We start from the raw sequence: 14,170 nt of genomic DNA, 5'->3' as shown, positions 1-14,170 counted from the left end.
CCCGAAGCTGCCGGGATGATCCGCGCTGCCCTGGCCGGGTGCCTCCGGAGATTCCTTCGGTCAGGCCTTGGCGGCCAACTCCAAGAAGCGAAGCCCGAATTCGGTGACCTCGTCGGCCGTCCAGCCCTGTGCGGGGCCGGCGAGGGTGACTTCGGCCATGGCGAGGCCGGGGGCGGCGTCGTCCCAGTGGGAGATGAACCAGGTGCCCTCCTGTTCGGCGAGGGCCAGGTGGGCGGCGTTCAACGCCTTGGCCGGGTGCGGGAGCCAGAGTTGGAACTCGTGCGTCGGCGGCACCTCGGGGTAGACGCGGGCGCCGGGGAGGGCGGCCAGTGCAGGTGCGAGGCCCGCAGCATGGCGGGTGTAGTCGGCGAGGTGCGGGAGGACGGTGTCCAGGCCGTCGAGGGCGGCGGGCCACTGCTGGAAGATCTGGCCGCCGTAGCGGTGGCGCCAGGTGCGGGCGTAGGCGGTGAGGCCGGCGTCGCCGGCGAGGGCGGCGCCGCTCATGCCGCCGAGGTCCTTGTAGTAGGAGACGTAGACGCTGTCGGCGAGGGAGGACCACAACCGACCTCCGCGACGGGCGTGGGCGGCGAGCCGGTGGCCGTCCTTCGGGGGACGGCTGTGGCGTGACCCCTCCGGCCGGAGGGGTCACCTGGTGATCAGGCGGCGAGAAGTTCCAGGACCAGCCGGACGGCCTCCGGCACCTCGACGTGGTCGTCCGGGGTGGCGCCGAAGTGACCGCCGGTGGGCGTCACGACGGCGGTGGCGCCGAGGCCCTCGACGAACAGGCGGACGTGTTCGGTCGGGTCGGGCTGGTTGACCGGGTCGTCCATGGCCTGGAGGACGCGGAAGTGCCGGGCCGAGCGACGGATGCGCGCCCAGTCGAACTCGTCCGCGAAGAACGAGGCGAGTGCCTCGTACCCGACCTCGTGGGCGGAGGCCGACACCAGCAGGACGCCCGCGAACACCCCGTCCGCGGGGTCGTGCTGCTCCAGGAAGCGCAGGACGTTGACGGCGCCGATGCTGTGCCCGACCAGGACGGTGGACCCGGCCGGGCCGGCGGCGAGTGCCGCCTCGCCGTAGGCCTTGCGCCACGGCTCCAGGCGCGGCGCCCCGGTGTCCGGCAGCCGGGGCACGGTGACCCGGTGGCCCTCCTTGGTCAACTGTTCGGTCAGGTACGGGAACCAGGCGCTGTCGTCGCTCGCGCCGTAGCCGTGTGCCACCACGATCTCGCTCATGATCGATCCACTCCCCAGAATTCAAACGATCCGTCGCGTTTCGATTAGAAGGTAGCACGCTGCTAGCGTGAGGAGGTGCCTTCCGGAGAAACCCCCAGCCGAGAAACCCCCGGCGGAGAAGCCGTCGGCCGCCGCACCGGCGGCCGGATCCGCAGTCAGGACGCCCACGACGCCGTCCTGGCCGCCGCCATCGAGCTCGTCGAGGAACTCGGCTACCAGGCCGTCACCATCGAGCGCATCGCCGCCCGCGCCGACGTCGCCAAGAGCACCATCTACCGCTGGTGGAAGTCGAAGGCGATCCTCGTCATGGACGCCTACCGCACCGCCGTCGAACAGCGGATGCCCGAACCCGACACCGGCTCGCTCACCGGCGACCTGACCGCCTTCGCCACCGCCCTGTACGGCGTCACCGCGCACCCCGTCCGCATCCGCACGCTGCGCGGCCTGATGGCGGAGGCCCAGCTCGACCCAGCGTTCGCCGGGCCGTTCCGGGAGTGGGTGGAGAGCCGGCGCGCCGTCGTGCTCGCCCTGCTCGCCCGTGGCGTCCGGCGCGGCGAACTCCCGGCCGGTGCCGACCTGGAGGCGGCCACCGACCACTTCTTCGGACTCTTCTGGTACCGCCTCCTGGTCGAGCACCAGCCCCTCGAACCCGCCCTGGCCGCCGCTCACGTCGAGCAGCTGCTGAACGGCCTCGCGCGGCAGGGGAGTCCGCAATCGGCCCGGTAGGGCGTCTCGACGGGGCGCCGCGACAATGGCGACGCCGCACGAGAAGTCGGCTCGGTCGACTTCTCGCGCGGTGGCGTCGGTTGCCGGACGGGGTTGCGAAGTGGTCGTAGCCTCCGCCGTTCCGGAGCAGCTGCTCGGCGCGAAGTCGCGGCAGCGATCGTGGTGGCCCCCGCCCCCGCCCCCGCCCCCGCCCCCGCCGCCGTCGGCGCCGAGTGCCGGAGGCCGGTCGCCGGTACGGGGCCCAGCGAGCCGTCCGAGGTGATGCGATCGGCTCAGGTGCTCGGCGGGTAGTACGTCTCGATCGGCAGCCGGGCCTCCTCGTGCAGGGCCGGGCCGTCCTGCGGCACCTGCGGCCAGGCGCCCGACGGCGGGTTGAGGGCGACGAGCTGCTCCGTCGACAGCGCGTAGACGACCCGGCCGATGCCGGATCGGACGATGCCGCCGTGGCACATCCCGCACGGCTGGCAGCTGGTGTACATCGTGGTGCGGGCGGCCGTGTCCGGGTCGAGTTCGCGGGCGGCCCAGCGGGCGAGCTTGAGTTCCGGGTGGGCGGTGATGTCGTCGTCGCGCCGCACGGTGTTGTGGGCCTCGGCGATGATCCCGCCGTCCGGGCCGGCCAGCAGGGAGCCGTACGGGGCGTCGCCCAGGGTGACGGCGTGGGCGGCGATGGCGACGGCGCGGCGCAGCAGGGTCTCGTCGGCTTCGGTGATCATGCGGTCGCCGCCTTCCAGTGGGTGGTCACGGTGGTGAGGTCCCGCCAGGCCGTCTGCGGGCGGCGGGTCTCCTCGGGGTCCCCGTGATACGGGTCGAGGACGACGGTCTCGGCGCCGAGGTCGCGCAACTGCCGTAGGTCGTCGAGGACTTGATCGACGGTGCCGACGCCGGCCGGCCTCCCGGGGTCGTCGACAGGGGTGGCGGTCAGCCGCAGGGCGATGCGGGGCGCAAAGCCGGGCATCGGGTGCTCGGCCAGCACCGACCGCATCCGGGCGAGCGGCAGCCGCAGCGGGTGCCAGGCGTCGCCGAACCGGGCCGCGCGGCGCAGTGCCGCCTCGCTGTGGCCGCCGACCCAGACCGGTACGGATCCGCCCTGCTCCTTCCAGGCCTCCCGCAGTGTGCCCAGGTACTCGTCGGTCAGCCGGCCACGCGCGCCGAACGGCACGCCGAGCGCGTCGAACTCCTGGCGGGCCCAGCCGACCCCCACGCCGAGGACGAACCGGCCGCCGCTGAGCCGGTCGAGGGTGCCGGCCATCCGGGCCACCAGCAGGGGGTTGCGGTAGGGCAGGACGAGCACGGTCGTGCCCAGCCGCAGGCCGGTGGTGATCCCGGCCAGCCAGGACAGCGTGGTGAACGGCTCGTGGAAGGGCTCCGGGTACCGCTCGGCCACGTCCGGGGTCACCGCCACGTGGTCCGACACCATGAGGAGGTCGAAGCCGAGCGCCTCCACGGTGCGGGCCCATTCGCGCAGCACGCCGGGATCGGTCCCCGGGCCGAAGTTCGGTACGTTGACGCCAAGTTGCATGCGCCGAGGCTATCCCCGTGATCACGGCGGACGGAACCCGATCCTCCCGCCATGAGGGGCGGTTCACCGTGGTTCTCCCGGTAGATTCGCCGTATGGCCGTGAATCTTGACGACACCGACTGGGCGATCATCGAGCAACTGCAGGGCGAGGCCCGCGTCTCCCTCAGCGAGCTGGGGCGGCGGGTGAGCCTCAGCGCGTCCGCCACCACCGAACGCGTCCGGAACCTGGAGTCGCTGGGCGTCATCACCGGCTACCACGCGACGGTGGACCTGGCGAAGGTCGGCTACCCCGTCCTCGCCGTCGTCCGGCTGAAGTACCCGGGCAACCGGCACGAGCCGCTGCGCCGCCTGCTCGCCGCGCGGCGCGAGATCCTGGAGTGCCTGCGCACCACCGGCGACGACTGCTACACCCTGAAGGTCGCGGCCACCTCCATGGAGCACCTGGAGACCCTGGTCGACGAGTTGGCCGGTTTCGGCAGTACGACCACGAGTGTCGTCTACAGCCGGACGCTGCCCCTGCGCGGGCCGGCCAGGCCCTGACCGGTTCTGCACGCGGGTGGCGGCGCTCCCTCGATCGGGGGAGGTCGTTCGTGCGCCGTGCGACCAGACTGGCGGTCGTGACCAGGGAGGACCTACTCCCCACGCTTCCAGAGGAGTTGACCCATGCGTCAGCGGATCCGCCACATGGCCCTCGCGCTCTCGGCCGCGGTCGTCGCCGGCACCGGCGTCCTGACGCCCGCCGCCGCTCAGGCCGCCGCACCGCCCACCGCGTCCTCCGCCTCCCGACCGGACGCCGTCCGGCAGGGGCTGGAGGCGCTGGTGCGCGCGGACGGCGTGCCCGCCGCACTCGCGACCGTACGGGACCCGGACGGCCGGATCCGCCACTACACGGCCGGAGTAGGGGACCTGGCCACCGGGGCGAGGGTGCCGGTCGACGGGCAGGTGCGGATCGGCAGCAACACCAAGACCTTCACCGCCGTGGTCGTGCTGCAGCTGGTGGGGGAGGGGAAGGTCGACCTGGACGCCCCGGTCGACACCTACCTCCCCGGCCTGGTCCGCGGCGAGGGCATCGACGGGCGGCGCATCACCGTCAGCCAACTCCTGCAGCACACCAGCGGGTTGGCGGACTATGAGGGGCTGCTCGACGAAGCCTCCCTCCGGGACCGGTACTTCGAGCCGCGCGAGCTCCTGGACCTCGCCCTCCGGCAGAAGCCGCAGTTCGCTCCCGGGGAGAAGTTCGGCTACAGCAGTACCGGTTACGTGCTGGCCGGCCTGATCGTCCAGCGGGTCACCGGTCGGCCGCTCGCCGAGGAGATCGACCGGCGCGTCGTCCGTCCCCTCGGACTGCGGCACACCTACTTCCCCGCCGCAGGCGACCGGACGATCCGGGAGCCCCACCCCGAGGGCTACCGCAAGGACACCGCCGACGGCCCGCTGCGGGACTTCACGGAACTGGACCCCTCGGCGGGCTGGGCGGCCGGGCAGATGATCTCCACCGGCTCCGACCTCAACCGGTTCTTCTCCGAGCTGCTCGCCGGACACCTCCTCCCGCCGGCCCAGCTCGCCCGGATGCGCACCACCGTCCCGGTCGGGGACACCGGCATGGGCTCCGGCCTGGGGATCTTCAGCCGACCGCTGTCCTGCGGCGGGGTCTACTGGGGGCACGGCGGTGACATCCCCGGGTACGAGACCCGGGGCGGCGTCACCGAGGACGGCCGCGCCGTCAACATCGCGGTGACGACCGTTCCGGCCGACTACGACGTGACCCGGCGGCTGGAGGGCGTCGTGGACACGGCCCTGTGCCGCTGAGCCGGTCGGTCCGGCCCCTGGCGTGGCCCCGGCTGCGCCTCAGGAGTGGTGCCGGTACACCTCGTCGGTCACCAGGCCGGTGCCGTGGTGGAGGGACGCGCTCGTGTAGGTCGCCCGCATCCGCGCGGCCTGGACGGTCCGCTGCTGCTCGATCAGCATCCCCTCCGCGTCGTCCGAGTGGAGCCGTCGCGCCCGCTCCCGGAGCACCAGGTGCAGGGTGATGCCGACGACGGCGGCGACGAGCGCGAGCAGGAACACCAGAACGAGGATCATGGGACGACCCTTCCCCGCATACGAAGGATCCCAACATGTCTCGGAACGTCGATCGGATCACTGAGCGGAACGCCCGTCGTCCGGACGTCCGGACGGCGCACGCGGCCCTCCTGGCCCGCCTGCCGTCCGGGGACGACCCGGACCGTCGTACGCCAAGGGCTGTTCCACCACGTCGTCCTGGGGGCGGAGCGGGTGGTGTGCCCGCCCCGGACCGCGGCAGCGGCCGGCCGGCTGCCCGCACGGGCGGCCGAGGCCGTGGTTTCCCAGGCTCAGACGCCCCGGGTCGCGGCCGGTTCGGCGTTCGCACGTTGCGTGACCAGGGCCAGCACGCGGCCCGCGACGGCGAGGTCCCCGGCCGGGATGTCGGCGTAGAGGCGGGTGGTGATCTCGGCGGTCTCGGCGGTGGTGCGCTCGTACAGCTCACGGCCGGCGTCGGTGAGCCGGAGCCGGGACACCTCCGTCTGCTCCGCCTCCAGCAGTTGCGCCGTCGTCAGCTCCTCGACCACGCCGCGCACGACCGACTCCTCGACCTTCAGAGAGCCGATGACGTCGCGGACCAGCTCGTCCCGGGCGATGGAGCCGCCCGCGACGTCGACCACCCGGAGCGTCACGCTGTGGTGGAAGGTGGCACCGTGCCGGTCCAGCACTCCCTCCAGGAGGGCGCGCGCGGCGTGGTGCGCCAGGGCTATGACCCGGCCGTTGACGACGGTGGGGGCGGTGGCTTGCTCGGCGGCGGTGGTCATGATTGCTCCTCGTCGTTCTCGGTGGGCGGATCAAGAGGTGCGTCGAGCAGGGCGGCCAGTTCGCTCGTGAACTGCCGTGCGCGCGGGCTGTCCTGGCCGCCGAGCGGTTCCAGCAGCCGGTCCAGGAGGCCCTGGACCACGGTGATCGCGCGGCGGGTGACGTCGCGTCCCTGCTCGGTGAGCGACAGCTGTACGGCGCGCGGGTCGTCCGGGTCCCGGGTGCGGGCGACGAGCCCGTTGGCCTCCAGGGCGCGGGCGAGCTTGGAGACGTACAGCGCCTCCAGCCCCGTGTGGTCGGCGAGTCGGCGCTGGCTGGGCCGCAGCCCGGAGCGCGCCATGCCGTACAGCGATGCCATCACGGCGTACTGGGCGTGGGTCAGGCCCAGCGGTGCGACCGCCCGGTCGACGGCCACCCGCCACTTCGTCGACAGGCGCCAGACCAGGAAACCGGCGGTCGCGCCCTCGGTTGGTGAACTCACGGCAGATACAGTACATGGCTACTATGTCCATGGCTACTGTTTTCGCCATCCGACGGAGCCTGCCCGCCCGGCCCGAAGCCCGGCCCGAAGCCCGATCGACAGCCTTTGCGGCGACCGGAATTGACAGCACGTCACGGCGTCGCGGCACGTAGCCTTCGCCCATGCCGACTCCCTCCCCGCTCAGCATGCCCACCCGTTTCGACGGCGCCCCCGACCGCGTCGCCCTCGTCCTCCCGGGCGTCGGGTACACGCCGGCCAGGCCGTTGCTCCACTTCGCCGGTTCGGTGCTCCAGCAGCAGGGCTGGACGGTCCAGGAGGTGTGGTGGCAAGTCCCCGACGAATTCCGTGCGTTCGAGCCGGAGGACCGGATCACCTGGGTCGAGCGGGAGGTCACCCGGGCCGTCGACGCCGAGGGCGGCGCCTGCCGCCTGCTCGTCGGCAAGTCCCTGGCCTCCTTCGCCGGCGGTATCGCCGCCGACCGCGGCCTCGCTGCCGTCTGGCTGACCCCGGTCCTGACCTCCGAGCCGGTCGTCCGAGCCCTGCGCCGCACCGAGGCCCCGACCCTCCTGGTCGGTGGCAGCGCCGACCCGGTGTGGGACCGCCGGATCGCCGAATCGAGCGGGCACGAGGTCCTGGAGGTGCCCGGGGCAGGCCACGGCCTCGAACTGCCGGACGACGCCCTGGGTTCGATAGAGGTCCTGCGGCAGGTGACCGCCCGCCTGGACCGCTTCGTCGCTTCCCTGGACACCGGCAGGTAGCCCGAATCCGCCGGCCGGGCCCGGGTGTTGCCGGGCGCCCGCACGCCCCCAGGGGGCCCGACAGTCCGACTACCGGGACTCGCCGACGGGCAGGCCGGGGGTGATCACCGGCACGACGCGGTCGATCAACTCGCTGGCGTGCTACTGAAGTTGCCGGATCGGGACTCTGGCTGTCATGCGACTCACGGTAGAGCCGATCGTGCGGCGATCACGAGGAATGTGCGTCGATTTCACGCGAACGAGCGCCGGAGCGCCGGACCGCCGGAGCCGGAACGCCGACGGCCCCGCGATCGACGTGCGATCGCGGGGCCGTCCGCCGCCGCCGGGGGCCCGGAGGCCCCGCGGGTCAGCCGATGGAACGGGGGAGCCGGGTGGTCAGGTAGAGGATGGTGAACGAGCCGAGGAGCTGGATGCCCAGGCAGAGGGCGAGCGCGCGGCCCATGCCGAGGCTGGGGGAGAGCGACAGGTAGAGGGTGCCGAGGGTGGCGACGCCGAGGGCGAGGCTGGACTGCTGGCCGGTGGCGAGGGCGCCGCTGCCGACGCCGGCCCGGGCGGCGGGCACCTTGGCGAGGACGACCCGGAACAGCGGGGTGCCGATCAGGCCCTGACCGATCCCCGCGAGGGCGACGCCCGGGGCCATCCGCAGCGGGGAGAAGTGCGCCCAGTCGGCGAGGACGGTCAGGGCGAGGGTGGCGAGGCCGGCGGCCTGGATGACGGCGCCGGCGCTGAGCACCCGGCTGCCCCAGCGGCCGATCAGGCGCGGGCCGGCGAGCGAGGCGCTGAAGTAGCCGACGGCCATCGGGACGAGCGCCCAGCCGGCCGCGACCGGGCCGAGCTTCAGCCCCTGCTGGAGGGCGACCGCGATGACGAACATGAAGCCGCCGAAGCCCGCGAAGTAGGGGAGCGCGATGCCGAGGCCGCGCCGCATCTCCGGGATGCGCAGCAGGGTCGGCGGCACCAGCGGGGTGTCGCCGCGCTGCTCGGCGCGGCGCTCGACCAGGGCGAAGGCGACGGCCAGGACGGGGAACAGCCCGAGCAGCACCCAGGACCAGAGCGGCCAGCCGGCGGCCCGGCCCTCCATCAGCGGGACGAGCAGGGAGAGCAGGGTGGCGGTGAGCAGGACGGTGCCGGGCACGTCGACCCGGGCGGCCCGGGTGGCCCTGCTCTCCGGGACGTAGCGGACCGCGAGCACCACCGCGAGCAGCGCGAACGGCACGTTGAGCAGGAACACCGAGCGCCAGCCGGTGCCGAACAGGTCGGCGGCGACCAGCATTCCGCCGAGCACCTGCCCGATGACCACCGAGATTCCGCCGACCGCGCCGTACACGCTGAGCGCGCGGCCGCGCCGGGCGCCGTCGGTGGCGGCGGTGATGGTGCCGAGCACCTGCGGGATCAGCAGCGCGGCCGATGCGCCCTGGGCGGCCCGGGCGGCGACCAGGGACCACGCGTCGGGGGCGAGGCCGCAGGCCAGTGAGGTGAGGGCGAAGGCGGCGGCGCCGACGACGAAGAGCCGGCGGCGGCCGAAGATGTCGCCGAGTCGCCCGCCGAGGACGAGCAGGACGGCGAAGGCGATGCCGTAGCCGGCGGCGACCAGTTCGAGGACGGCGGGCCCGGCGGCCAGGTCCTTGTCGATGGTGGGCAGGGCGACGTTGACGATGAAGAAGTCGAGCATCGGCAGGAAGGCCCCGAGCAGGACGGTGACCAGTCCGGCGGTGCCGAGCGTGGGAGTGCCGGGGGCGGGGGCGGGGGCGGGGGCGGGGGCCGCGGTGCCGGGGGTGGTGGCGGTGCGGCGCGGGGCGGGGGCGACGGCGAGTTGTTGGGTCACGGGTCATACGATCCGCCGGTCGATACCCTGGTACCAGAGTGTGGTTATCCAGGTATAAGAAGTACCTGGCAACAGGCTGACGACTGTCGCATGCTGGGGAGCATGAGCCTGATGACCCGCGCCGCGCAAGCCCCGGCCGCCGCGAAAGCCCCCGCCACCCCGGTCGATCCCGCCGCTCCCGCCAGGCCCGGCACGCCCGCCGCTCCCGCCGCTCCCGCCACGCCCGGCGACGCGCGCCGGCACGAACTGGCCGCCTTCCTGCGCAGCCGCCGCGAGCGGATCGCGCCCGAGCAGGTGGGCCTGCCGATGACCGGCCGCCGCCGCACGCCGGGGCTGCGGCGCGAGGAGGTCGCGCAGCTCGCCGCGGTCGGGGTGACCTGGTACACGTGGCTGGAGCAGGGGCGGGACATCCAGGTGTCCACCCAGGTGCTGGACGCGGTGGCCCGGGCGCTGCTGCTGGACCCGAGCGAGCGCGCGCACCTGTTCACCCTGGCCGGCGCGGACGACCCGGCGCCGGTCAAGGAGTGCCCCTCGGTGACCCCGAGCGTGCGGCTGGTGCTGGAGCAGATGGCGCCGTACCCGGCCCTGGTGGTCAACTCCCGTTACGACGTGCTGGCGTACAACGCGCAGTACACCGGGATCGTCGGCGACCTGGCCGCCCTGCCGCCCGAGGACCGGAACCTGCTGTGGATGGCGTTCACGCCCTCGCGGTTCCGCGACGTGCTGATCGACTACCGCACGGAACGCCTCGGCATGGTGGCCCGCTTCCGTTCGGCGATGGCCGACCACAGCTCGGAGCCGGCGTGGAAGGCGCTGGTGGCGCGGGTGCTCAGGGCCTCGCCGGACTTCGCGGAGCTCTGGCAGCGGCACGACGTGATGCGGCCGGGCAACGGCATCAAGCGCTTCCAGGTGCCCGGCGTCGGTCTGCTGAGCTGCGAGTACACCAACTTCTGGCTCGGCCCCGGGCACGGCAGCCGGATGATCACCTACACCCCGCTGGACGACGGGACCCGCGCGCTGATGGACCGACTGCCCACCGGGCTCTGACCGCGGACGGCCACCGGCTCACCGGGCTCCGGTCGCGGTCGGCCACGTGTCCTCCGGGCCTCAGCCGCGGACGGCCGCCTGCCGCCCGAGCAGCAGGCACACCACCGCGAGCGGCAGCTCGATGCAGCCCGCCATGGCCAGCGCCGCGAGCACCGCGTGCCCCGGCCCGGCGCAGGCGATGTCGGCCAGCGCGTCCGCGGTGAGCAGCAGGGCCACCGCGGCGGCCGCCCACAGCGCGGCGGGGTGGCGCCGGCGCAGCAGCGCGTCCAGCGAGAGGAGGGCGGAGAACTCCACCAGGTCGAGCACGACCCACGGGGTCTCGTGGCAGACGGCGAGCATCGCCAGCCAGGGCAGCAGTGCGACCGCCGCCATGACGGGCACCCGGGCGAAGCGCTCGGGCAGGACGAAGGCGGGGAGCGAGCAGGCGGTCCGGCCGGAGAGGACGGCGGTGCTCATGCCGCACCCCCGATCCGGCGTGCCGGGATCCGCTCCAGCGGCAGCCGCTCGGCCGGCCCGCCGGTCGGGTGCTCGACCAGCACCGCGTCGAACGGTCCCTCGGCCCAGGCGAGCCAGAACCGCCCGGCGACCGTGGCCACCTGGGCCGCGACGGCGGAGCTCACCGATCGGAACGCCCGCCGCCCGGCGAACACCACCGAGGGCGCGGTGCCGTCGGCCGCCAGCCGGCCCCAGGCGATCACGTGCCAGGCCCGCCCGCCGGACGGGCTGCGCCGGGCCCCGCGCAGGAGCTGCGGGGTGAGCCGGGCGGCGACCAGGACGTCGGCCAACTCGCCGTGCTGGTAGAGCTCCAGGGCGGCCCGGCCGCGGCCGGAGCCGGTGCTGCGGACCGACCAGGGCCCCTCTCCTGCCGACAGCGTCCCCTCCGGCTCCGACGCCGGGAGGAGCACGCCCCCGGGAACACCGTGGCGCCCGGGGAGGCGCCGCCCGTGCGGCGGAGTGGCGGAGTGCGATGCGGTCGTCGTCATGTCCTCAAGTGTTCCGCCGGGGCCGCTTCCTGTCGGTGGTGCTCCACCCCGAATCGGGGGTGTAGCCAGCTACACCCCCGCCCGGTACCCCCCTTCATGGCGGCCGATGATCATCGGGCCCTACGCTGTTCGGCATGTCCTCCACCACGTTGCGCCGAGCGCTCGTCAGGAGCCTCCGGCGTGCACCGTGGTCGCCCGAGGTCTGGCGGGACACCCGCCTCATATCCGCCGGGATACCGCAGGCCCTGCCGATCTGGCTGGCCGTCACCGATTCCAAGCTGCTCTTCCCGCTGCTCGCCGTCCTCCTGGTCCTCACCCGCCCGCTGACCGCCCTCCAGCGCGGCCGGCTGCGCACGCTGTACGGGGTGGAGATCCCGCGGCCGCGGCCGCTCTCCGGGCGCCGGATGCTGCTGCTGGGGCTGACCTGGCGCCAGGTCCTCCACCACCTGGTGGTCGGCCCGCTGCTGGCGGCGGGCGCGCTGGTGGTGCTGTACGCCTGGGGCGCCGCCCTGGTGCTGGCCACCCTGTACGGCTGGATCTGGCTGATGCCCCCCGGCACCGGGCTGCGCTCCGACCTGGCGGGCCTGGACGTCTGGCTCACCCTGCTCGGGGTGGTGCTGCTGCTCGTGGCGCACCGGCCGGCGGCGCTGATCGCCCGTCTGGAGGTGTGGGCGGCGCAGCGGCTGCTCGGTCCGGACCGGGCGGAGGCGTTGGAGCGGCGGGTCGAGGAGATCGCCGAGAGCCGGGCCGGTCTGGTCGACGCGGTGGACGCCGAGCGCCGCCGGATCGAGCGGGACCTGCACGACGGCGCCCAGCAGCGCCTCACCTCCCTGGCGATGAACCTGGGCCTGGCCCGGCGCACCCTCAAGGACGTCCCGCCCGAGGTCATGCAGGTGATCGTCGACGCGCACGAGGAGGCGCAGGCGGCCATCGACGAGCTGCGCGACCTGGTCCGCGGCCTGCACCCGGCGGTCCTGGAGGACCGCGGCCTGGATGCGGCGCTGTCCGGCATCGCGGCGCGCGCCCCGCTGCCGGTGCGCCTGGACGTCGACCTGTCCGAGCCGGTCGCCCCGACGGTCGAGGCGGTCGCCTACTTCACCGTGTCCGAGGCGCTGACCAACGTGGCCAAGCACGCCCGGGCCGGCCGGGTCGATCTCTCGGTGCGGACGGCCGCGGGTCGGCTGCGCCTGGTCATCAGCGACGACGGCGTGGGCGGTGCGGACGCCTCGCGCGGCACCGGGCTCACCGGTCTGCGCAAGCGCGCCGCCTCGGTCGACGGCACGCTGTCCGTTCTCAGCCCCCTCGGGGGTCCCACCACCATCACCGTGGAGTTGCCGTGCGCGCTGTGATCGCCGAGGACTCGGTCCTGCTGAGGGTCGGCCTGGTCAAGGTCCTGGAGGCGGTGGGCTTCGAGGTGGTGGCCGCCGTCGGGGACGCCACCGAACTGCTGGCCGCCGTGGAGGAGCACCACCCGCAGGTGGTGGTCGCCGACGTCCGGATGCCCCCGGGCTTCACCGACGAGGGCGTGAAGGCCGCCATGGTGATCCGCCGGCAGTGGCCGGAGACCGCCGTCCTGCTGCTCTCCCAGTACGTGGAGGAGCGCTACGCCGCCGATCTGCTGTCCACCAACACCAGCGGTGTCGGCTACCTGCTCAAGCAGCGGGTGGCCAACGTGGACGACTTCGTGGACGCGCTGCAGCGGGTCGCGGAGGGCGGCACCGCGCTGGACCCGGAGGTGGTCGCCCAGCTGCTGGTGCGCCGCCACCGGGACCCGCTGGAGAAGCTGACCCCGCGCGAGCGGGACGTGCTCGCCCTGATGGCGGAGGGCCGCTCCAACGGCGCGATCGCCGGCTCGCTGGTGGTCAGCGACAGCGCGGTGGCCAAGCACATCAACTCGATCTTCACCAAGCTCGACCTGCCGCAGGCCGACGACAGCCACCGCCGGGTGATGGCGGTGCTGCGATTCCTGGAGGTCGGGTGACGGCGGGCGCGGCGAAGGCCTGGCGGGTCACCGGGACGCTCGCGACCGTCCTGGTCGTGATCGGCGCCGGGCTGCAGACCTGGTCGGTGGTGGCGCAGCAGCAGACGGTCACCAACTGGACGCACGACGGCCCGATCCACCGGCTGCGGCTGGAGACCGGCAACGCCTCGGTCAAGGTGCGGGCCGGCCGGGAGGACCACGTGGTGGTCCGCGAGCGGCTGGACTGGATGGTGCGCAAGCCGGTGGTGTCGACGGTGCCCGAGGGCGACCTCCTCACCATCGGCGTGCGCTGTCGGCAGGTCCTGCCGGTCGCGGACTTCGGCTGCGGCGCCGAGATCGAGGTGGACGTGCCGGCCTCGACCGAGGTCTCGGGCTCGGTGGGTTCCGGCTCGATCCGGGTCGAGGGCCTGAGCGGGAACGTGGACCTGAGCCTCACCTCGGGGGAGCTGCTGCTGGTGGACACCTCGGGGGACGTGACCGCGCAAGCGACCTCGGGGCTGATCCAGGGCACCAAGCTGAGCGTGCGGCGGTTGGCGGCGCGGACCACCTCGGGCTCGATGGAGCTGAGCTTCGCCAAGGCCCCGCAGCAGGTGGACACCGAGGTCACCTCCGGTTCGGTCACCATGACCGTGCCGAGGAACAGCCGCTACGCCTTCTCCAGCGACGTCGGCTCGGGCAACGGCCGGATCGACCCGCAGCTGGCGGATTCCGACAGCCCGAACCGCATCCACGCGTCGGCCACCTCGGGGTCGATCACGATCGGCCCGGGGTAGTACGGGCCCGGCGTCGGGC

General features: G+C 73.7%; 18 protein-coding genes. 8 read left to right on the top strand and 10 right to left on the bottom strand.

The features are described 5' to 3' along the window. Positions 1-60: 60 nt before the first annotated feature. Complete coding sequence (locus ABTY56_RS17390; RefSeq protein ID WP_350629663.1) at positions 61-561, bottom strand: hypothetical protein; 501 nt, start codon at positions 559-561, stop codon at positions 61-63. 95 nt (positions 562-656) lie between these two features. Then, on the bottom strand, positions 657-1,235 hold the full coding sequence (locus ABTY56_RS17385; RefSeq protein ID WP_350629662.1) for an RBBP9/YdeN family alpha/beta hydrolase: 579 nt from the start codon (positions 1,233-1,235) through the stop codon (positions 657-659). A gap of 75 nt (positions 1,236-1,310) precedes the next feature. Between ABTY56_RS17385 and ABTY56_RS17380 the strand changes: the two genes are divergently transcribed. Next, complete coding sequence (locus ABTY56_RS17380; RefSeq protein ID WP_350629661.1) at positions 1,311-1,961, top strand: TetR/AcrR family transcriptional regulator; 651 nt, start codon at positions 1,311-1,313, stop codon at positions 1,959-1,961. A 272-nt stretch (positions 1,962-2,233) separates the two neighbouring features. Here ABTY56_RS17380 and ABTY56_RS17375 read toward each other — a convergent pair whose 3' ends face one another. Beyond that, positions 2,234-2,674 carry a nucleoside deaminase gene (locus tag ABTY56_RS17375; RefSeq protein WP_350629660.1) on the bottom strand — a complete coding sequence of 147 codons (441 nt, stop codon included), beginning with the start codon at positions 2,672-2,674 and terminating at the stop codon, positions 2,234-2,236. Beyond that, a complete protein-coding gene (locus tag ABTY56_RS17370; RefSeq protein ID WP_350629659.1) occupies positions 2,671-3,480 on the bottom strand; it encodes an LLM class flavin-dependent oxidoreductase in 810 nt (269 codons plus the stop codon). The genes ABTY56_RS17375 and ABTY56_RS17370 overlap by 4 nt, the downstream gene beginning before the upstream one ends. Before the next feature lie 93 nt (positions 3,481-3,573). Here ABTY56_RS17370 and ABTY56_RS17365 point away from each other — a divergent pair, with 93 nt between their 5' ends. Together ABTY56_RS17365 and ABTY56_RS17360 are read left to right on the top strand one after the other, a co-directional pair. Then, the gene (locus ABTY56_RS17365; protein WP_350629658.1) at positions 3,574-4,020 is read left to right on the top strand and encodes an Lrp/AsnC family transcriptional regulator; all 447 of its coding nucleotides are present in this window, start codon (positions 3,574-3,576) and stop codon (positions 4,018-4,020) included. Between the two features lie 123 nt (positions 4,021-4,143). Then, positions 4,144-5,289, top strand: a complete 1,146-nt coding sequence (locus tag ABTY56_RS17360) for a serine hydrolase domain-containing protein (RefSeq protein WP_350629657.1) — start codon at positions 4,144-4,146, stop codon at positions 5,287-5,289. A gap of 39 nt (positions 5,290-5,328) precedes the next feature. On the opposite strand, the gene ABTY56_RS17355 is transcribed toward ABTY56_RS17360, so the two are convergent. The 3 genes from ABTY56_RS17355 to ABTY56_RS17340 form a co-directional block, all read right to left on the bottom strand. Next, positions 5,329-5,562 carry a hypothetical protein gene (locus ABTY56_RS17355; protein ID WP_350629715.1) on the bottom strand — a complete coding sequence of 78 codons (234 nt, stop codon included), beginning with the start codon at positions 5,560-5,562 and terminating at the stop codon, positions 5,329-5,331. 269 nt (positions 5,563-5,831) lie between these two features. Then, complete coding sequence (locus ABTY56_RS17345) at positions 5,832-6,305, bottom strand: winged helix DNA-binding protein (protein ID WP_350629656.1); 474 nt, start codon at positions 6,303-6,305, stop codon at positions 5,832-5,834. Then, complete coding sequence (locus ABTY56_RS17340) at positions 6,302-6,784, bottom strand: MarR family winged helix-turn-helix transcriptional regulator (protein WP_350629655.1); 483 nt, start codon at positions 6,782-6,784, stop codon at positions 6,302-6,304. The genes ABTY56_RS17345 and ABTY56_RS17340 overlap by 4 nt, the downstream gene beginning before the upstream one ends. A gap of 161 nt (positions 6,785-6,945) precedes the next feature. On the opposite strand from ABTY56_RS17340, the gene ABTY56_RS17335 reads away from it, so the two are divergent. Further along, positions 6,946-7,542, top strand: a complete 597-nt coding sequence (locus tag ABTY56_RS17335) for an alpha/beta fold hydrolase (protein WP_350629654.1) — start codon at positions 6,946-6,948, stop codon at positions 7,540-7,542. A 346-nt stretch (positions 7,543-7,888) separates the two neighbouring features. On the opposite strand, the gene ABTY56_RS17330 is transcribed toward ABTY56_RS17335, so the two are convergent. Then, positions 7,889-9,367 (bottom strand): MFS transporter, encoded by a 1,479-nt coding sequence (locus ABTY56_RS17330; protein WP_350629653.1) that lies wholly within the window; start codon positions 9,365-9,367, stop codon positions 7,889-7,891. A gap of 102 nt (positions 9,368-9,469) precedes the next feature. On the opposite strand from ABTY56_RS17330, the gene ABTY56_RS17325 reads away from it, so the two are divergent. Then, on the top strand, positions 9,470-10,414 hold the full coding sequence (locus ABTY56_RS17325) for a helix-turn-helix transcriptional regulator (protein ID WP_350629652.1): 945 nt from the start codon (positions 9,470-9,472) through the stop codon (positions 10,412-10,414). A 60-nt stretch (positions 10,415-10,474) separates the two neighbouring features. Here the strand turns inward: ABTY56_RS17325 and ABTY56_RS17320 are convergent, their stop codons facing one another. Together ABTY56_RS17320 and ABTY56_RS17315 are read right to left on the bottom strand one after the other, a co-directional pair. Then, on the bottom strand, positions 10,475-10,870 hold the full coding sequence (locus ABTY56_RS17320; RefSeq protein WP_350629651.1) for a hypothetical protein: 396 nt from the start codon (positions 10,868-10,870) through the stop codon (positions 10,475-10,477). Next, entirely contained in the window at positions 10,867-11,397 is a 531-nt protein-coding gene (locus ABTY56_RS17315) for a hypothetical protein (protein WP_350629650.1), read from the bottom strand. The genes ABTY56_RS17320 and ABTY56_RS17315 overlap by 4 nt, the downstream gene beginning before the upstream one ends. A gap of 134 nt (positions 11,398-11,531) precedes the next feature. On the opposite strand from ABTY56_RS17315, the gene ABTY56_RS17310 reads away from it, so the two are divergent. Genes ABTY56_RS17310 through ABTY56_RS17300 form a run of 3 tightly spaced genes read left to right on the top strand, consistent with a single transcriptional unit; the run spans position 11,532 to position 14,151 of the window. Further along, positions 11,532-12,746, top strand: coding sequence for a sensor histidine kinase (locus ABTY56_RS17310; RefSeq protein ID WP_350629649.1), 1,215 nt, complete (start codon positions 11,532-11,534; stop codon positions 12,744-12,746). Beyond that, positions 12,734-13,378: a response regulator gene (locus ABTY56_RS17305; RefSeq protein ID WP_350629648.1), complete on the top strand. Its 645-nt coding sequence runs from the start codon at positions 12,734-12,736 to the stop codon at positions 13,376-13,378. Before ABTY56_RS17310 ends, ABTY56_RS17305 begins: the two co-directional genes overlap by 13 nt. Then, the gene (locus ABTY56_RS17300) at positions 13,375-14,151 is read left to right on the top strand and encodes a DUF4097 family beta strand repeat-containing protein (protein ID WP_350629647.1); all 777 of its coding nucleotides are present in this window, start codon (positions 13,375-13,377) and stop codon (positions 14,149-14,151) included. Before ABTY56_RS17305 ends, ABTY56_RS17300 begins: the two co-directional genes overlap by 4 nt. Positions 14,152-14,170 lie beyond the last annotated feature (19 nt).

This window comes from Kitasatospora sp. NPDC097691 (genome assembly GCF_040302665.1).
Lineage (GTDB): Bacteria > Actinomycetota > Actinomycetes > Streptomycetales > Streptomycetaceae > Kitasatospora.
This window is presented reverse-complemented; position numbering and strand designations above follow the sequence as displayed.